At 71.3% G+C, this 17,217-nt stretch carries 15 protein-coding genes; 7 read left to right on the top strand and 8 right to left on the bottom strand.

All coding sequences use genetic code 11. The annotated features are described in order from the left end of the window. Window positions 1-186: 186 nt before the first annotated feature. The 3 genes from uvrA (at window position 187) to M503_RS17235 (ending at window position 3,938) form a co-directional block, all read left to right on the top strand. Window positions 187-3,111, top strand: a complete 2,925-nt coding sequence (uvrA, locus tag M503_RS0100380) for an excinuclease ABC subunit UvrA (protein ID WP_051414047.1) — start codon at window positions 187-189, stop codon at window positions 3,109-3,111. Further along, window positions 3,108-3,533 (top strand): acyl-CoA thioesterase, encoded by a 426-nt coding sequence (locus tag M503_RS0100375; RefSeq protein WP_028918513.1) that lies wholly within the window; start codon window positions 3,108-3,110, stop codon window positions 3,531-3,533. Before uvrA ends, M503_RS0100375 begins: the two co-directional genes overlap by 4 nt. A gap of 240 nt (window positions 3,534-3,773) precedes the next feature. Next, complete coding sequence (locus M503_RS17235; RefSeq protein WP_155951931.1) at window positions 3,774-3,938, top strand: hypothetical protein; 165 nt, start codon at window positions 3,774-3,776, stop codon at window positions 3,936-3,938. A 40-nt stretch (window positions 3,939-3,978) separates the two neighbouring features. On the opposite strand, the gene M503_RS0100365 is transcribed toward M503_RS17235, so the two are convergent. Continuing rightward, on the bottom strand, window positions 3,979-4,890 hold the full coding sequence (locus M503_RS0100365) for a universal stress protein (RefSeq protein ID WP_037060050.1): 912 nt from the start codon (window positions 4,888-4,890) through the stop codon (window positions 3,979-3,981). Window positions 4,891-4,993: 103 nt separating this feature from the next. Continuing rightward, the gene (locus M503_RS0100360) at window positions 4,994-5,464 is read right to left on the bottom strand and encodes a copper chaperone PCu(A)C (protein WP_028918511.1); all 471 of its coding nucleotides are present in this window, start codon (window positions 5,462-5,464) and stop codon (window positions 4,994-4,996) included. 43 nt (window positions 5,465-5,507) lie between these two features. On the opposite strand from M503_RS0100360, the gene M503_RS0100355 reads away from it, so the two are divergent. Further along, window positions 5,508-6,287 (top strand): enoyl-CoA hydratase/isomerase family protein, encoded by a 780-nt coding sequence (locus M503_RS0100355; protein WP_028918510.1) that lies wholly within the window; start codon window positions 5,508-5,510, stop codon window positions 6,285-6,287. Between the two features lie 48 nt (window positions 6,288-6,335). Here M503_RS0100355 and M503_RS0100350 read toward each other — a convergent pair whose 3' ends face one another. From M503_RS0100350 to M503_RS0100340, 3 genes are all read right to left on the bottom strand, one after another. After that, window positions 6,336-7,208 (bottom strand): sulfurtransferase, encoded by an 873-nt coding sequence (locus tag M503_RS0100350; RefSeq protein ID WP_028918509.1) that lies wholly within the window; start codon window positions 7,206-7,208, stop codon window positions 6,336-6,338. Then, window positions 7,205-7,978, bottom strand: a complete 774-nt coding sequence (locus tag M503_RS0100345; RefSeq protein ID WP_231472280.1) for a CoA pyrophosphatase — start codon at window positions 7,976-7,978, stop codon at window positions 7,205-7,207. Before M503_RS0100345 ends, M503_RS0100350 begins: the two co-directional genes overlap by 4 nt. A 166-nt stretch (window positions 7,979-8,144) precedes the next feature. Continuing rightward, window positions 8,145-8,846 (bottom strand): FKBP-type peptidyl-prolyl cis-trans isomerase N-terminal domain-containing protein, encoded by a 702-nt coding sequence (locus tag M503_RS0100340; protein ID WP_024868084.1) that lies wholly within the window; start codon window positions 8,844-8,846, stop codon window positions 8,145-8,147. A 163-nt stretch (window positions 8,847-9,009) separates the two neighbouring features. Here M503_RS0100340 and M503_RS0100335 point away from each other — a divergent pair, with 163 nt between their 5' ends. The 3 genes from M503_RS0100335 to nth all read left to right on the top strand — a co-directional run bounded on the left by M503_RS0100335 (window position 9,010) and on the right by nth (window position 10,973). After that, on the top strand, window positions 9,010-9,792 hold the full coding sequence (locus tag M503_RS0100335; RefSeq protein WP_028918508.1) for an enoyl-CoA hydratase/isomerase family protein: 783 nt from the start codon (window positions 9,010-9,012) through the stop codon (window positions 9,790-9,792). A 3-nt stretch (window positions 9,793-9,795) separates the two neighbouring features. Beyond that, complete coding sequence (locus M503_RS0100330; RefSeq protein ID WP_197017159.1) at window positions 9,796-10,179, top strand: hypothetical protein; 384 nt, start codon at window positions 9,796-9,798, stop codon at window positions 10,177-10,179. Window positions 10,180-10,325: 146 nt separating this feature from the next. Continuing rightward, window positions 10,326-10,973: an endonuclease III gene (gene nth / locus M503_RS0100325; RefSeq protein ID WP_051414086.1), complete on the top strand. Its 648-nt coding sequence runs from the start codon at window positions 10,326-10,328 to the stop codon at window positions 10,971-10,973. A gap of 74 nt (window positions 10,974-11,047) precedes the next feature. Here the strand turns inward: nth and M503_RS0100320 are convergent, their stop codons facing one another. From M503_RS0100320 to M503_RS0100310, 3 genes are all read right to left on the bottom strand, one after another. After that, window positions 11,048-12,655, bottom strand: coding sequence for a M28 family metallopeptidase (locus tag M503_RS0100320; RefSeq protein WP_028918505.1), 1,608 nt, complete (start codon window positions 12,653-12,655; stop codon window positions 11,048-11,050). Between the two features lie 255 nt (window positions 12,656-12,910). Further along, complete coding sequence (locus tag M503_RS0100315; protein ID WP_028918504.1) at window positions 12,911-15,994, bottom strand: efflux RND transporter permease subunit; 3,084 nt, start codon at window positions 15,992-15,994, stop codon at window positions 12,911-12,913. Beyond that, a complete protein-coding gene (locus M503_RS0100310; RefSeq protein WP_028918503.1) occupies window positions 15,991-17,079 on the bottom strand; it encodes an efflux RND transporter periplasmic adaptor subunit in 1,089 nt (362 codons plus the stop codon). Before M503_RS0100310 ends, M503_RS0100315 begins: the two co-directional genes overlap by 4 nt. Window positions 17,080-17,217: the final 138 nt, after the last annotated feature.

Below are 17,217 nucleotides of genomic sequence, written 5' to 3'. Positions count from 1 at the left end.
GCTCGCCACCGGAGTGCGCCCGTCAGTCGACGCAGTACGGGTCGCCGCCACAGCTGAACCATTGCATCCGCCCCTGCGCCACGGGCTGGCAATTCCGCCGATTGCCCCCAAATAGGCAGCCCGGTAGGCTGATCGATTGGTCGTCCTGCGCGGCCTCTCCCCCCAGCCACAACGGACCCCTGCCCGATGGCGATGGACACGATCCGCATCCGCGGCGCCCGTACCCACAACCTCAAGAACATCGATCTCGACCTCCCGCGCGACAAGCTGATCGTGATCACGGGCCTGTCGGGATCCGGCAAGTCGTCGCTGGCGTTCGACACCATCTACGCCGAGGGCCAGCGCCGCTACGTCGAGTCGCTGTCGGCCTACGCGCGGCAGTTCCTCAGCGTGATGGAGAAGCCGGACGTCGACCACATCGACGGCCTGTCGCCGGCCATCTCGATCGAGCAGAAGTCGACCTCGCACAACCCGCGCTCGACCGTCGGCACGATCACCGAGATCTACGACTACCTGCGCCTGCTCTACGCCCGCGTCGGCATCCCGCGCTGCCCGGACCACGGCTACCCGCTGGAGGCGCAGACCGTCGGCCAGATGGTCGACCAGGTGCTGGCGCTGGACCCGGAGCAGCGCTGGATGCTGCTGGCGCCGGTGGTGCGCGAGCGCAAGGGCGAGCACGCCCAGGTGTTCGAGCAGCTGCGCGCGCAAGGCTACGTGCGCGTGCGGGTCAACGGCGAGCTGCACGAGATCGACGCGGTGCCACCGCTGGCGCTGCGCCAGAAGCACACCATCGAGGCGGTGATCGACCGCTTCCGCCCGCGCGAGGACATCAAGCAGCGCCTGGCCGAATCCTTCGAGACCGCGCTCAAGCTCGGCGACGGCATGGCCATGGTCATGTCGCTGGACGATCCGTCGGCGCCGGCGCAGCTGTTCTCCTCCAAGTACTCCTGCCCGGTCTGCGACTACTCGCTGCCGGACCTGGAGCCGCGCCTGTTCTCGTTCAACGCGCCGATGGGCGCCTGTCCGTCCTGCGACGGCCTCGGCGTGGCCGAGTTCTTCGATCCGGCGCGCGTGGTCGCGCACCCGGAGCTGTCGCTGGCCGCCGGCGCGGTGCGCGGCTGGGACCGCCGCAACGCCTACTACTTCCAGCTGGTCAATTCGCTGGCCCGCCACTACCGCTTCGACGTGGATACGCCCTGGCAGAACCTGCCGGAGGATGCGCGCCAGGCGGTGCTGTACGGCAGCGGCGACGAGCTGGTCACCTTCACCTACCTCACCGAGAGCGGCGGCCGCACCCAGCGCAAGCACCGCTTCGAGGGGATCATCAACAACCTCGAGCGCCGCTACAAGGAAACCGAGTCGCCGGCGGTGCGCGAGGAGCTGGCCAAGTACATCAGCGAGCGTCCGTGCCCGGACTGCGGCGGCGCGCGCCTGAACCGCGCCGCGCGCAACGTGTTCGTCGCCGACCGCGCCCTGCCCTCGCTGGTGGTGCTGCCGATCGACGAGGCGCTGGCGTTCTTCAGCAGCCTCAAGCTGACCGGCTGGCGCGGCGAGATCGCCGCCAAGATCGTCAAGGAGATCAACGAGCGGCTGGGCTTCCTGGTCGACGTCGGCCTGGACTACCTGACGCTCGAGCGCAAGGCCGACACCCTGTCCGGCGGCGAGGCCCAGCGCATCCGCCTGGCCAGCCAGATCGGCGCCGGCCTGGTCGGCGTGATGTACGTGCTCGACGAGCCGTCGATCGGCCTGCACCAGCGCGACAACGAGCGCCTGCTCGGCACCCTCACCCGCCTGCGCGACCTGGGCAACACCGTGATCGTGGTCGAGCACGACGAGGACGCGATCCGCTCGGCCGACCACATCCTCGACATCGGTCCCGGCGCCGGCGTGCACGGCGGCGAGATCGTCGGCGAAGGCAGCCTGCAGGACATCCTCAAGTCGCCGCGCTCGATCACCGGCCAGTACCTGTCGGGCAAGCGCCAGATCGAGGTGCCGGCAAAGCGGCACAAGCCCAACCCGAAGATGACCCTGCACCTGCGCGGGGCCAGCGGCAACAACCTCAAGGACGTGGACCTGGAGATCCCGGCCGGGCTGATGACCTGCGTCACCGGCGTGTCCGGCTCGGGCAAGTCGACCCTGGTCAACGACACCCTGTTCGCGCTGGCTGCCAACGAGATCAACGGCGCCTCGCACCCGGTGGCGCCGTACCGCGAGATCGATGGCCTGGACCTGTTCGACAAGGTCGTGGACATCGACCAGTCGCCGATCGGCCGCACCCCGCGTTCGAACCCGGCCACCTACACCGGCCTGTTCACCCCGCTGCGCGAGCTGTTCGCGCAGGTGCCGGAAGCGCGCGCGCGCGGCTACTCGCCGGGACGCTTCAGCTTCAACGTACGCGGCGGCCGCTGCGAGGCCTGCCAGGGCGACGGACTGATCAAGGTCGAGATGCACTTCCTGCCGGACGTGTACGTCCCCTGCGACGTCTGCGGCGGCAAGCGCTACAACCGCGAGACCCTGGACATCCTGTACAAGGGCCACAGCATCCACGACGTACTGGAGATGACCGTCGAGGACGCGTTGAAGCTGTTCGAGCCGGTGCCGTCGATCGCGCGCAAGCTCGAGACCCTGGTCGACGTGGGCCTGAGCTACGTCAAGCTCGGCCAGAGCGCGACCACCCTGTCCGGCGGCGAGGCGCAGCGCGTGAAGCTGTCCAAGGAGCTGTCGCGCCGCGACACCGGCCGCACCCTGTACATCCTCGACGAGCCGACCACCGGCCTGCACTTCCACGACATCGAGCACCTGCTCGGCGTGCTGCACCGCCTGCGCGACGAGGGCAACACGATCGTGGTGATCGAGCACAACCTCGACGTGATCAAGACCGCCGACTGGGTCGTGGACCTGGGCCCGGAAGGCGGGCACCGCGGCGGCCAGATCATCGCCACCGGCACGCCGGAGGAGATCGCCGCCAACCCGGCCTCGCACACCGGCCGCTTCCTCGCGAAGCTGCTGCCGTCGACCACGGCCAAGGGCACCAAGCCCGCGGCCACGCCGCGCGCGCCGGTGCTGCCGCCGCGCAAGAACGCCAAGAGCAAGAAGAAGGCATCCGCATGACCGACACCCCCGCCAACGGCGAGACGCGCAAGCTGCTCGCGCGCATCCCGATCAGCGTCCGCTGGCGCGACATGGACAGCATGGGCCACGTCAACAACGCCAAGTACGTCGCCTACCTGGAAGAGGCGCGCGTGCGCTGGCTGCTCACCGTGCCGGGCGTGTCGATGCGCGACCGCATCGCCCCGGTGGTCGCCGCCAACAACATCAACTACCGCCGCCCGCTGACCTGGCCGCACGACGTGATGGTCGAGCTGTACGTCGACCGCCTCGGCAGCAGCAGCGTCACCATCGGCCATCGCATCGTCGACCAGGCCGACGACAGCGTGCTCTATTCCGACGGCAACGTCGTGGTCGTGTGGATGGACACCCAGACCGGCAAGAGCGCGCCGCTGCCGGAACCGATCCGCGCCGCGTCGACCTGAGTCCCGGCTTCGCGCCGGCACGCCGGGCGAAGCGGAGGCATCGCCAACTCGTACAGAAGCGCTTGCACCCCGGTGCAAGCGCGCAGCCTGCCTGTGTCCCGGCGAAGCCGGGCAAGCGATACCCGCACCGTGGCGCTGCCACCTCCTCTTGCGGCTCCCCCGGGAAGGAGGCAGAAGAAGCGCTGGACGCAGGAGCCCACGTTGCTACCTGCATCGGCCGTTCTTCATCGGAGGCGCACCATGAACCGCGAACCCATGCCGGTCGACACGCGGCGGGCGTTACGGACGGAGCGGCCTGGCTGGCCGAAAGCCCTCCCTTGGATCGCCGCGATCACGATCCTGGCCTTCGCCGGATGGCACTTCGGAGTCGGCTTCATCCGCGGCATCGCCGAATCCATGCCGTAGCCATCCTGCCGCCCGGACGGGCGGCAGGTTGTCCGGCACCTCAGCCGCCGGATACAGCCGCTCGCGGATCGCGCACGACCAGGGTGTCCACCGGCGAATCCTCGACCAGGCGCCGGGCCACGCTGCCGAGCACGACGTCGAACATCGCACTGCGGCCGTGCGAGGCGACCACGGCAAGGTCGACCGGGAACTGTTCGGCGTACAGGCGCATCAGCAGCGCCGGGTCGCCGCGCTCCACCACCAGGCTGACCGAGCTGGCGCCGCCGGGCGGGCGGCAGCGTTCGACGAAGGCGCGGGCTTCGGCCAAAGCGTCCTCGCGGGCCATGGCGAGCATGTCGTCGCGGCCGGTATCCATCAACCCCGCCATCGGCACCTCGTAGCCGTGCAGGAGGCTGATCGCAGTCTCCGGGAACAGCTGCGTAGCGGTGCGGAAGGCGTTCTCCGACGAAGGCGACCAGTCGCTGGCCACCACCATGCGCCGGTACGGCGCGTGGGTGCGGTTGCGCACCACCAGTACCGGCAACGGCGAACGCCGCGCCAGCTGGTCCACGGTGGATCCCAAGATCATCCGGCCGAGCCACTCCTGCCGCGCCACGCCGGTCACGACCAAGCCACAGCCTTCCTCGCGGGCGACTTCGAGCAGGCGGTCGGCGACCTGGTCGCTGCGCTCGACCCGCAGCTTGACCTGCACGCCACGCGCGGAGGCGGCCTCCAGCAGGTGCTTTTCGGCGACATGCACCGGATCGGTGCCGCGGTACCACGACGGTGGATCGCGCACCACGAGGGCATGGGCTTCGACCGCGCGCTCCGCGACCACGTTGGCGACGACCAGGCGCGCGCCCCAGGCCTGGGCCAGGTGCACCGCACGATCCAGCGCGCGGTCGCTGCGCGCGTCGAGGTCGCTCGCCAGCAGGATGGATCGCGGACCGCCGCCTGTACTCGCCACGTTCATGCCTCCTCCATTCCGCGCCGCGTTGCCGGTTGCAGGCCTGGCAGCGCACTGTCATCGAACCGGATCGCCTTGCGGGAATCCCCTTGCCGCGGGCGCGCGGGCCTCAGTCGCCGCGCGGCGGCGCCGACGGGCGCACGACCAGCGTGGCCGGCACTTCGCCACCGCCTTCGAGCAGCAGCACCAGCGGTACGCGCTCGCCCTCGGTGAACGCCGGCGCGTCCGGCTGCATCAGCATCAGGTGCAGGCCGCCGGGCTGCAGGACCGCTTCGGCGCCCGGCGCCAGCGGCAGCCGCTCCAGCTCACGCATGCGGCTGACGCCGTCGACCACGCGGGTCTCGTGCAGCGATACCTCGCCGAAGCGCGGGCTGCGCGCGCCGACCACGGCCTGCGCGTCGCGGCACTTGCTGGTGATGCGTCCGAAGCCGGCAAGCATCGGCCGGGGCGCGGGCGGAAGGCGGATCCAGCCGTCCTCCACGCTCACGCAGGACGCGGCAGGCGCCGGGGTGGCGGCTTGCGCCGCAGGTTGGCCGAACGGCAGCAAGGCCAGGGCCAGCAGGAACGTACGGGTAAGCATGCCCCTATCATAGCCGCTTCCATCACAGCCTCCCGATCGCCCGATGACCTACGTGCAGAGCTTCGACCATGGCCGCATCCGCGAACTGCGCCTGGCCCGCCCGCCGGTGAACGCGCTCGACCCGGCGCTGTGCCGCGCGCTGATCGCCGCGCTGGACGCCGCCGTGGCCGAGGACATGGACGCGGTGGTGCTGTCCGGCGCGCCGGGCATCTTCTCCGCCGGCCTCGACGTGCCGCACCTGATGTCGCTGGGCGAGGACCGCCACGCGCTGCGCGCGGCCTGGGGCGCGTTCTTCGGTGCGGCGCGCACGCTGGCCGGGCTGCGCATCCCGGTGGTGGCGGCGATCACCGGCCACGCGCCGGCCGGCGGCTGCGTGCTGTCGCTGTGCTGCGACTACCGGGTGATGGCGCGTTCGCCGGATCCGGCCAGGCCGTTCGCGATCGGCATGAACGAGACCCAGGTCGGCCTGCACGTCCCCGACGGCGCGCAGCAGCTGATGCGCCGCGTGGTCGGCCAGCATCGCGCCGAACGCCTGCTGGTCGCCGGCGCCATGGTCCCGGACGAGGAAGCGCTGCGCATCGGCCTGGTCGACGAACTGGTCGAGGTCGAACAGGTGGTGCCGCGCGCGATCGCCTGGCTGGAACCGCTGCTGCGCCTGCCGCGTTCGCCGATGCTGCAGACCCGCGCCCTCGCCCGCGCCGACCTGGTGGCGGCGCTGGCGCCGGAAAACCTGCACCTGGACCGCTTCGCCGACGACTGGTACGAGCCTGACACCCAGGCCGGCCTGCGCGCACTGCTGGCCAGGCTCGGCAAGTCGGCGTAAGGCGCTGCGCGATGCGGCAGGGACGCCCGGTCCCTGCCCGCCGGAAACTCAGGCGCCGGTCGCCACCGGGCGCGAGGGATCGGCGATCCAGCCGCTCCAGGAGCCGGCGTAGACCTTCGCGCCAGCGAGCCCGGCGTGTTCCATCGCCAGCAGCAGATGGCAGGCGGTGACGCCGGAACCGCACATCAGCACGGCCTCGCCCGGCGCGCGTCCGTGCAGCAGAGGTTCCAGTTCCGCGCGCAGCTCGGCCGGCGGACGGAAGCGCCCGTCGCGCAGGTTCAGCGCGAACGGACGGTTGAGCGCACCGGGCACGTGGCCGGCGACCGGATCGATCGGCTCGACTTCGCCACGGAAACGCTCGCCGCCGCGGGCATCGAGCAGCCAGCCCGGCGCTTCGCCCAGGCGGGCGAGCACGTCTTCGGCTGCGGCAATCCGCGAGCGGTCGAAGCCGGACGATGGATACGGCGGCAACGGCGATGGCGCGGCGGCTTCGGCCGTCACCGGCAGGCCCGCGGCCTGCCACGCCGCGAAACCGCCATCGAGCACCGCCACGTTCGCGTGCCCCAGCAACTTCAGCAGCCACCAGGCGCGGGCGGCGGCCATGCTGCCGTCGCCGGCGTCGTAGACGACCACCTCGTGGTCCGGGCCGATGCCCCACTCGCCGACGCGTCTGGCGAAATCGCCGGCGTCCGGCAGCGGATGGCGGCCCTGGCCGGCCACGGCGTGGTCGGAGAGATCGCGGTCGAGGTCGGCATGCACCGCACCGGGCAGGTGCGAGGCTTCCCAGGCGGCACGACCGGCGGCCGGGTCGGTGAGCACCGCGCGCGCATCGACCAGGCGCAGTCCCGGATCGCCGAGCGCCGCCGCCAGCTGTTCCACGGTTACCAGGGTCCGCCAGGGACCGTGCGTGCCGTCGCTCATGCGCCTTCCTCCAGCCGTCGCCGCAGGTTGTACAGGATCGCCGCCGTCGCGCCCCAGATGCGCTGGTCCGGCCAGTCGTACTCGAGCACGCTGCGCCGGCGGCCGCTGTATTCGATCTCCACCTGGCGCAGGTTCGAGGACGCCATCAGGTAGTCGAACGGCACCTCGAACACTTCCGCCACCTCGTCCGGATGCGGGCGCGCTACGTAGGCCGGGTCGACCGCCGCCACCACCGGAGTGACGCGGAACCCGCTGATGGTCAGGAACGGATCGAGGTAGCCCAGCGGCACCACCTGCTCCGGTTCCAGCGCGATCTCCTCGTGGCTTTCGCGCAGCGCCGCGCCGAGCACGCCGGCGTCGTCCGGTTCGACCCGGCCGCCGGGGAAACTCACCTGGCCGCCGTGGTGGCGCAGCGCGTCGGTGCGGCGGGTCAGCAGCACCTGGGTGCCGCGGTCCGCGCGCGGCACCAGGCCCACCAGCACCGCGGCCTCGGCCAGCGCGGAAGCCGGCGGCAGCAGGTCGTCCAGTTCGCGGCGGTTCCAGCCGTCGCCCGCCGGCGGATGCCGCAGCGGATACAGCGCGGTGCGCAGGCGTTCGCGCCGCGGCAGCAGTTCGAGGAACGGATGGCGCTCGCGCCCGCGGTCGGGAAGCACGGTGTCCATCAGCAGGCGCCGCTCGCCGTCGTGCATGCGCGACCACGCGGCGATCTCCTCGCCGGTGCGCAGGCAGCCGCCGCACAGCCCGTCCTCGCCGATGCGGCAGATCCGCACGCACGGAGTGGCCGGCGACGGCCTGTCGATCTGGATGGGTGGGAAGTCGAACGGAAGCACGGACGCACGCACATGGTTCGGGCAAGCCTAGCGCGGAACGCGCCCGGCAGAAACGATTGCGCCGGCCACTGGGCCGGCGCAATCGGGACAAGGCTGGATCGGTGGCTTACTTGACCGAGACCAGCTTGATCTCGAACACCACGGCCACGTTCGGCGGGAACGGGGTGCGCGGGTCGGCGCCGTAGGCCTTGTCCGGCGGCAGCGCCACTTCCCACTTGGCGCCGGTCGGCATCTGCAGCAGCACCTCGCGCATCGCGGCCATCTCGACCTCGCTGACCTTGATGCTGGGGATGTCCTGCGCCGGGCGCGCCTGCTCCGGGCGCTGGCCGAACGGGAACGGACCGGCGACCTGCAGGGCCACGGTGCTGGCCTGGGTCGGCTTGGCGCCGCTGCCGGCCTCGATCACCTTGTAGGCGACGCCGCTGGGCAGGGTCTTGACGCCCGCCTGGCCCTTGAAGCCGGCGATGAACTGGTCGGACTTGGTCTTGTTCTCGGCCGCGACCTTGTCGTACTGGGCCTTGGCCTGCTGGGCACGGGCCTGCTCGCGCTTCTGGAACGCTTCCAGCGCCGGCTTGAGCTGCTCGGCGGTGATGGCCGGCTGCTTCTTCGCCAGCGCATCCTGCAGGCCCTTGACCACGGAGTTCACGTCGAGCTGCTCGCCGCGATCCTGCAGTTCTGCCAGGTTGTTGCCGTAGTCGTAGCCGAAGTAGTAGCTCAGCTTGCCCTTCTCGGACGTGGTGTCCTGGGCGAGGGCACTGCCAGCCAGGGCCAGGGCGGCAACGGCGACAGCGATCGGACGCAACTTCATCTAGATCTTCTCCGGAAGGGTGGCGCCGGGACGGGGGCCCGGCAGTATCGGACGCGCTAGGATAGCGGCCGCACAGGCGGCCCGCCACACAGCGGGCAAGGCCTTCGGACCGGCGGTCGGGCCACAAGTTCCCGGTCGCCCCAGCTTCACACAGGAGCCCTGCATGACGGCCAGCCCCGTCCTCAGCCGCGACGCCGATGGCGTCCGCACCATCACCGTCGACCGCCCGGAAAAGCTGAACGCCCTGAACCGGGCGACGCTGGAGGCGCTGGACGCCGCGTTCGCGGCGGCTGCGGCCGATCCCGGGGTGCGCGTGGTGGTGTTGACCGGCAGCGGCGCCAAGGCCTTCGTTGCCGGCGCCGACATCGCCGAGATGAACGGGCTGACCGCGATCGAGGGCCGCGAGTTCTCCCTGCTGGGGCAGAAACTCATGCGCCGCATCGAAACCCTGCCCAAGCCGGTCATCGCAATGGTGAACGGATACGCACTGGGCGGTGGCATGGAACTGGCGATGGCCTGCCACCTGCGCATCGCCGCCGACAGCGCAAAACTGGGCCAGCCGGAAGTGAACCTGGGCCTGATCCCCGGCTTCGGCGGCACCCAGCGCCTGCTGCGCCTGGCCGGCCGCGCCGCGGCGCTCGAGCTGTGCCTGGTCGGCGCGCCGGTCGATGCGGCGCGTGCCCTGCAGCTGGGCCTGGTCAATCGCGTCGTGCCGGCCGCCGAGCTCGAGGCGGAAACGATGAAGCTGGCCGCGCAGCTGGCCGCGTCCGCGCCGCTGGCGCTGCGCGGCGTGCTCGACGCGGTCGTGCACGGCGGCGAATGCGGGCTGGAGGAAGGCCTGCAGTTCGAGAGCGCGCAGTTCGCCCTGCTGTTCGCCAGCGAGGACATGCGCGAAGGCACCGGCGCCTTTCTCGAGAAGCGCAAGCCCCAGTTCCGCAACCGCTGAGCCATGATGCCGCCTTCCCCGCCCAGCGATGGCGCGTTGCGCGAACGCCTGCTGGCGGCGCTGGCCGCCGGCGACGTCGATGCGGCGCTGCAGGCCGGGCTGATGGACTACGCCGCCAGCGATGTGGAAGACGCGCCGATCCACGCCGCGCAGCAGCGCCTGCGCACGGCCTGGGCGGCGCGCGAACGTTATCGCGCGCGCGCCGGACGGCTGGAACGACGGGCGCTGGAACGCGCCGCGCGTCGCGCCCAGGCCGCGGCGCCTGCGCTTCCCGAAGCGCCGGTTGCGGAGGCGCCGGTTGCCGCGCGTCCTGTGCCGTCCCTGCCGCCGGCGGCGGCGGCCGCGCTGGCCCGGGCGAAGGCACGCGCCGCGGGGCGTACGTCCTGATGGCCCCGACCGCAACGCGCCGCGGCACGGCGAAAAAGGCGTCCGGGGCAAAGCCGGCGAAGAAGACCGTGGCGAAGGCGGTAGCCAAGGCCGTCGCCAAGGCCCGCCCCGCGGCGAAGACCGCCGCGACCCGCCGTCCGCGGCTGATGGACGCGGCCTCGATCCGGGAAATGTTCGAGCGCCTGCGCGAGCTCAACCCGCATCCGACCACCGAACTCGAATACTCGACGCCGTTCGAACTGCTGGTGGCGGTGATCCTGTCCGCGCAGGCCACCGACGTGGGCGTCAACAAGGCCACCCGCCGCCTCTACCCGGTCGCCAACACCCCGCAGGCGATCCTCGACCTGGGCGAGGACGGGCTGAAGCAGTACATCTCCACCATCGGCCTGTTCAACGCCAAGGCGAAGAACGTCATCGCCACCTGCCGGATCCTGGTCGAGCAGCACGGCGGCGAAGTGCCGCGCGACCGCGCCGCGCTGGAAGCGCTGCCGGGGGTGGGCCGCAAGACCGCCAACGTCGTGCTCAACACCGCCTTCGGCGAACCGACCATGGCGGTGGACACGCACATCTTCCGCGTCTCCAACCGCACCGGCCTGGCGCCGGGCAAGGACGTGCGCGCGGTCGAGGATTCGCTGCTGCGCCGCGTGCCGGCGGAATTCCTGCAGGACGCGCACCACTGGCTGATCCTGCACGGCCGCTACGTGTGCAAGGCGCGCAGGCCGGACTGCCCCCGGTGCGTGATCCGCGACCTGTGCCTGTTCCCGGACAAGACCCCGGGCACGGTGGAGGCCTGAAACGGAAGGAGGCCGCTCGCGCGGCCTCCCCCACTCCGGTTATCCCGAGGGCAACCGGGCCCCACCAACACCGCTTACTGCTCGTCGCGGTCGCGGAACGGCTTGCGCGGGAAACGCTCCTCGCGATTGGCCGCATGCCAGGCGAACGAGGCGATGATCGCCGCCGCCTGCTTGAGGTCGTCCGGCACCACGTGGTCGTAGGTGTCCAGGTGGGTGTGGTGGACGCGGCTCATGTAGTCGGCCGGGTCCTGCACGAACTGGAAGCCCGGCAGGCCGACGCGGTCGAAGGCGATGTGGTCGGTGCTGCCGGTGTTGCGCACGGTCACGACCTCCGCGCCCAGGTCGCGGAACGGCTCCAGCCAGGCCTTGAACAGCGGCACCGCGGCGTGGTTCTCCTGCGCGTAGATGCCGCGGATGCGGCCGGTGCCGTTGTCGAAGTTGAAGTAGGTGGAGAAGCGCTCGTAGCCGGCCTTGCGCTGCAGCGGACCGGTGCCGCGCTGGAACGCGCGCGGCAGCGCCTTCTGTTCCGGATCGGCCGGCTCCGGCCAGTCGGCCAGGTATCTGGCCACGTAGCCGGAGGAACCGTGCAGGCCCTGCTCCTCGCCGCCCCATAGCGCCAGGCGGATGGTGCGCTTCGGCTTCGCGCCGATCGCCTTGAGGATACGCATGGCCTCCATCATCACCACCACGCCGGCGCCGTTGTCGCTGGCGCCGGTGCCGGTATGCCAGGAATCCAGGTGCGCACCGATGACGACCATCTCGCCGGCCTTCGACGAGCCCGTCAGGTCGGCGAACACGTTGGTCGCGGCCAGGTCTTCCTCGCTGGTGAAATCGGCATCGACGTCCAGGCGCAGGCGCACATCCTGCTTGCGCTCCACGGCGCGCACCAACTGGTTGTAGTGCTCGGCGGCGACGACCAGGTCGGTCACGCCCACCGGCTCGCCGGCCTTGCGCGCGCCACCGGCGGTGACGCGCAGGATGCCGTTGTCGCGCGAGCTCAGCGACAGCGTCGCCAGCACGCCCTCCTCCTCGAGGAAGGCGTTGAGTTCGCGGGCGAAGGCCTGGCGCTTGCGGTATTCGGCAAGGCGCTTTTCCTGCTCCTCCGGGCCGTTTTCGGCCGGGATCGGGAAGGTCTGCAGCTCGCCCAGGCCCTGCTCGTCATGGCGGCGGAAATCCGGCTTGTCCGACGGCTTGTATTCGCGCGCGTCCTCCAGCAGCACGATCTTCCCGCGCAGCGTGCCCCGGGCCTTCTCCAGGTCCTCGCTGGTCTTGAGCGTGGCCTTGGCTACCTCGCCCTCGACCGGGCCGCGGGTGCCGGGGGTCCAGGCCTTCGGCGCCGCATGGATCGGCATCTGTCGCGGCGCCAGCATCTCCACCCGCGAGCTGCGGTATTCCCAGCCGCGGCCGAACGCCGGATCGAACACTTCCTCGTGCACGTTGGCGAGGCCGTAGCCGTGCAGCTTGCCGCGCGCCCACGCGGTCGAGCGCGCATAGGCCGGCGAAACGGTCAGGCGCGGCCCGACGGTCTCGGTCAGTTCCCTGAGGTTGGCCGCCACCTGCGACCGGGCGAAGGCTTCCTGCCGGATCCGGGACACCATGTCCAGGTCGACCTTCTCCTCCGCCCCTGCGTCTGCCATCCCCACGGCGGACAGCAGTCCCGCCAGCACCACGCCACGCAACACACCTGCCACTCGGTTTCCCCTTTCAGAACATGGCAACCCCATGCCGGCCGGGATGGCCGGATGGAAGCGCCCACGAGAAGGCCGCCTGCGTTCCCGCGCATCCGCGGGAAGCCACGGCGGCCAGGCCCCTATCCTAAGCGTTGCCGCGTGTCCTGCGTGCACGACCTTGGGGTGCACCTGGATCCCGGGCACTCCAGAGGCCCCTCGCCGGCACGGCAGGCGCCGCCCTGCAGTGCCTGCCGGGCACCGTCCCGGTCAGCCCGCCGCTTCCGCCTCGCGTGGCGGGTGGCTGGAACGGTGGCGGAAGCGCCGCGCGAACCACTCGCCGAGGTCGTCCAGCACCGTGTAGGCGGCAGGGATCACGATCAGGCTCAGCATGGTCGACGTGATCAGGCCACCGATCACCGCGATCGCCATCGGCGCGCGGAAGCTGGAATCGCCGGACAGCCCCAGCGCGATCGGCATCATGCCGGCGCCCATCGCCAAGGTGGTCATGATGATCGGGCGTGCACGCTTGCGGCAGGCGTCGACCAGCGCATCATGCTGGCTCATGCCCTGCTCGTCCTCGGCGATCACCGCGTAGTCCACCAGCAGGATCGAGTTCTTGGTGGCGATGCCGATCAGCATCAGCAGGCCGATGAGGGCCGGCAGCGACAGCATGTTCTGGGTCAGCAGCAGCGCGCCGAATGCACCGCCGGCGCACAGCGGCACCGCCACCAGGATGGTCAGCGGCATCAGCGCGTGGTTGAACAGCAGCAGCAGGACCATGTAGATGCAGACGATGCCGGCCACCATCGCCAGCAGGAAGCCGACGAACAGCTCGACGAACACCTCCGCGTCGCCGGCGTTGAGGAAACCCACGCCCGGCGGCAGGTTCTGCACGCTGGGCAGGCCCTGCACCGCCTCCATCACCTCGCCGAGCGGGCGCCCGCTCAGCTCGGCGGTCAGGGTGACGTTGCGCTGGCGCTGGTAGCGCGAGATCTGCGAGGGGCCGCTGCCCATGCCGATGTCGGCCACCGCCGCCAGCGGCACCGGGCCGTTGCGTCCGCTGACCCGCAGCTGGCCGATCAGCGCCGGGTTCTCGAGCACGGGCTCGGCGAAACCGACCCGGATCGGGATCTGCCGGTCCGGCAGGTTGAGCTTGGCCATGCGCTGCACGTAGTCGCCGGCCGTGGCGATGCGCGCGGCCTCGGCGATGTCGGCGGTGGACACGCCCAGGTCGGCGGCGCGCGCCGGGTCCGGGACGATCTGGATTTCCGGGCGCAGCAGCGAAGCCGAGGAGGTCACGCTGCCCAGGCCTGGGATGGTGCGCAGGTCGCGCTCCAGGGCGAGGGCGGCCTCGTTGAGCTGGCGCGGATCGTCGCCGGACAGCACCAGCTGCATCACGTTGCCCGGTTCGGAACTGATGTAGCTCACGCGCACGCCCGGCAGGTCGGACAGGCGCCGGCGCACTTCCCGTTCCAGCGTGGTCTGGTCGCGATCGCGGTCGTCGGCCGGACCCCAGTCCAGCACCAGGGTCGCCTTGCGCGCTTCGCCGACGCTGGAGGCGCCGGGATCGCCCAAGTCGAGCACGCTGCCGACCGTGGTGTAGACCTGCCTGAGTTCCGGCATGTCCGACAGCATGGCGCGGGCGCGCTCGGCTACCTCTACGGTCTGCTCCAGGCGCGTGCCCGGCGGCAGTTCCAGGCTGAGGTTGCTGCGGCCCAGGTCCGAGGTCGGGATGAAGGTGGTGGGGATCAGCGGCACCAGCGCCAGCGAGGCGAAGAACAGGCCGGTAGCGATCCACAGCGTGCGCGCGCGATGGCGCAGGGCGGCATCGACCCAGCCCAGGTACCAGCGCATCAGCCGCGACTCGCGTTCCTCGTGGTCGTGCGGCTTGAGCAGGTAGGCGGCCATCATCGGGGTGAGCAGGCGCGCCACCAGCAGCGAGAACAGCACGGCGGTGGCCGCGGTCCAGCCGAACTCGCGGAAGAACTTGCCGGCGATGCCGGGCATGAACGCCACCGGCACGAACACCGCCGCCAGGGTCAGCGAGGTGGTGATCACCGCGTTGCCGATCTCGCCGGCGGCCTCGCGTGCGGCCTCGACCGGCTTCTTGCCCATGCGCAGGTGGCGGACGATGTTCTCGATCTCGACGATCGCGTCGTCGACCAGGATGCCGACCACCACCGCCAGCGCCAGCAGGGTGATCATGTTGAGGCTGAAGCCCAGCCAGTGCATGACCGCGAAGGTGGGAATGATCGACAGCGGCAGCGCCACCGCCGACACCCAGGTCGCGCGCCAGTCGCGCAGGAACAGCCACACCACCAGCAGGGCCAGCAGCGCGCCCTCCCACAGCATCGTCATCGACGAATCGTAGGAGCGGTGGGTCTCGTCGATGGCGGTGGTGACCAGGCGGAAGTCGATGCCCGGGTGTGCGGCCTTGAGCTGCTCCAGCGCGGCCTGTACGCCGGCTTCCACTTCCACCTCGCTGGATCCGCGGGTGCGCGACATCGAGAACGCCACCACCGGCGCGCCGTCCAGCAGCGCGGCCTCGGTGGGATCGGCGGCGGCGTCGCGGACCCGGGCCAGCGCGGACAGCCGCACCGCGCGGCCATCGGGCAGGCTGATGCTGTACTCCTCCAGCGCGCGCGCGTCGGCCACGGTGCCGATGGTGCGGATCACCTGCTCGCTGCCGGCCTGCAGCGCGCGGCCGCCGGCGCGCTCGACCTGGATCTTCGCCAGCTGCGCGGACACGTCGCCGGCGGTGACGCCGAAGGCCTGCAGCGCGTCCGGGTCCAGGTCCACGCGCACCTGGCGGTCGACGCCGCCGACGCGGGTGACCTCGGCCACGCCGGGCACGCCGTACATGGCGCGGGTGACCTCGCGGTCGACGAACCAGCTGGCCTCGTCGGCGGTCATCCGCGGCGCGACCAGGGCGTAGGTCATCAGCGCGCCGCCGATGTCGACCTTGGAGATCACCGGCTCCTGGATGTCCTGCGGCAGGTCGGTGCGGATCCGGGTCACGGCGTCGCGGGTGTCGTCCAGCGCGGTGGTCAGGTCGGTTTCCAGCTGGAACTCGACCATGGTGGTGCTCACGCCCTCGTTGACCGTGGACATGATCCGCTTGATGTTGGGGATGGTCGCGACCGAGTCCTCGACCCGGCGGGTGACCTCCGCTTCCAGCTGCGACGGCGCGGCGCCGGGCTGCATCACCGTGACCGTGACCATCGGGAAGGCGATGTCCGGGAAGCGCGCCACCGCCAGCTTGTGGAAGCCCCACAGCCCGGCCACGCAAAGCACGAAGAACACCATCACCGCCGGCAGCGGCCGGCGGATCGCCCAGGCGGAAATGTTCATGGCGCGCCGGCCCCCATGTCCGCGACCACGCGCACGCGATCGCCCTCGCCGAGGAAACCGGCGCCCTTCACCACCACCTCGCGGCCGGGTTCGAGGCCTTCGACGATCTCGATGCGCCCGCCCTCGGCCAGGCCGGTGCGCACGCGCTGGCGCTGCACCGACTGGTCCTCGCCCAGCACGAACACGTAGCTGTGGCCGTCGCGCTGCACCACCGCCTCGCTGGGCAGCATCAGCACCTGGCCGTTGCCGGTGACGATGCGCCCTTCGAGGTACACGCCCGCCTTCAGCGGGCCGGGCTCGGGCAGGTCGATGTAGAGCGTGCCGGTGCGCGACTGCGCGTCCACTCCAGGGCTGACCGCGCGCACTCGACCGCTGACGGTGCGGCCCTGGTAGGCCAGCTCCACCGGATTGCCGACCCCGACCAGGGCCAGCTGCTGCTCGGGCAGTTCGGCGCGCCATTCCAGGCGGCCGTCGCGGATCAGGCGCAGCAGCTCGGTGCCGGCGGCGACCACCTGGCCCGGCTGCACCAGGCGCCTGGAGATGATGCCGTCGGCCGGCGCGCGCAGCTCGGCGTAGTCGCGGCGCAGCTGCGCGGCGTCGCGGCCGGCACGCGCGGTGGCGACCTGGGCTTCGGCCTGCACGCGGGCCGCGCGCAGTTCGTCCAGCTGGCTGGCGCTGATCAGGCGCTCGGCGGCGAGGGTCTCGGCGCGACGATAGTTGGCCTGCGCCAGGACCAGCGCCGCCTCGGCCTGCTGCAGCGAGGCGCGCGCCTGGGCCAGGTCGCTGTCGAGCGCGCGGTGGTCCAGCGTCAGCAGCACCTGGCCGGCGCGCACCTGCTCGCCGACGTCGACGTTCAGCGCGGTCACCCGCAGGCCGTTGAGCTCGACGCCCAGCTGCATTTCCTCGTAGGCGGCCACCGGCCCGGACACGCGCACGCTGCGCGCGACCTGCTGCGGCTGCGGCGCGGCCACCGTGACCGCGGGCGGCTGTGCCGCTTCCTGCGCCTCATCCTTGCCGCGGCAGGCGGCCAACAACGTCAGCGATGCCATTGCCAGCAGTGGCCAGCGCAGGATCCTTGCTTGCATGGGAGCTCCATTCACGGTCGATGGGCCGCGCCGCGAAGGCACGTCCGGTTGGGGGGGAACGGTGGGGGGCACCGGGTTGGAGCGGATCAGATGCGGTGCAGGCGCCGCGCGAGGTCCGGCGGGCGCCAGGGCACGAAG

Origin of the sequence: Pseudoxanthomonas suwonensis J47 (genome assembly GCF_000513955.1) — a bacterium.
GTDB lineage: Bacteria > Pseudomonadota > Gammaproteobacteria > Xanthomonadales > Xanthomonadaceae > Pseudoxanthomonas > Pseudoxanthomonas suwonensis_C.
This window is presented reverse-complemented; position numbering and strand designations above follow the sequence as displayed.

Coding starts and splice junctions, on each gene's coding strand:
- uvrA (WP_051414047.1), top strand. CDS start 187: ATGGCGATGGACACGATCCGCATCCGCGGCGCCCGTACCCACAACCTC.
- M503_RS0100375 (WP_028918513.1), top strand. CDS start 3,108: ATGACCGACACCCCCGCCAACGGCGAGACGCGCAAGCTGCTCGCGCGC.
- M503_RS17235 (WP_155951931.1), top strand. CDS start 3,774: ATGAACCGCGAACCCATGCCGGTCGACACGCGGCGGGCGTTACGGACG.
- M503_RS0100365 (WP_037060050.1), bottom strand. CDS start 4,890: ATGAACGTGGCGAGTACAGGCGGCGGTCCGCGATCCATCCTGCTGGCG.
- M503_RS0100360 (WP_028918511.1), bottom strand. CDS start 5,464: ATGCTTACCCGTACGTTCCTGCTGGCCCTGGCCTTGCTGCCGTTCGGC.
- M503_RS0100355 (WP_028918510.1), top strand. CDS start 5,508: ATGACCTACGTGCAGAGCTTCGACCATGGCCGCATCCGCGAACTGCGC.
- M503_RS0100350 (WP_028918509.1), bottom strand. CDS start 7,208: ATGAGCGACGGCACGCACGGTCCCTGGCGGACCCTGGTAACCGTGGAA.
- M503_RS0100340 (WP_024868084.1), bottom strand. CDS start 8,846: ATGAAGTTGCGTCCGATCGCTGTCGCCGTTGCCGCCCTGGCCCTGGCT.
- M503_RS0100335 (WP_028918508.1), top strand. CDS start 9,010: ATGACGGCCAGCCCCGTCCTCAGCCGCGACGCCGATGGCGTCCGCACC.
- M503_RS0100330 (WP_197017159.1), top strand. CDS start 9,796: ATGATGCCGCCTTCCCCGCCCAGCGATGGCGCGTTGCGCGAACGCCTG.
- nth (WP_051414086.1), top strand. CDS start 10,326: ATGGACGCGGCCTCGATCCGGGAAATGTTCGAGCGCCTGCGCGAGCTC.
- M503_RS0100315 (WP_028918504.1), bottom strand. CDS start 15,994: ATGAACATTTCCGCCTGGGCGATCCGCCGGCCGCTGCCGGCGGTGATG.
- M503_RS0100310 (WP_028918503.1), bottom strand. CDS start 17,079: ATGCAAGCAAGGATCCTGCGCTGGCCACTGCTGGCAATGGCATCGCTG.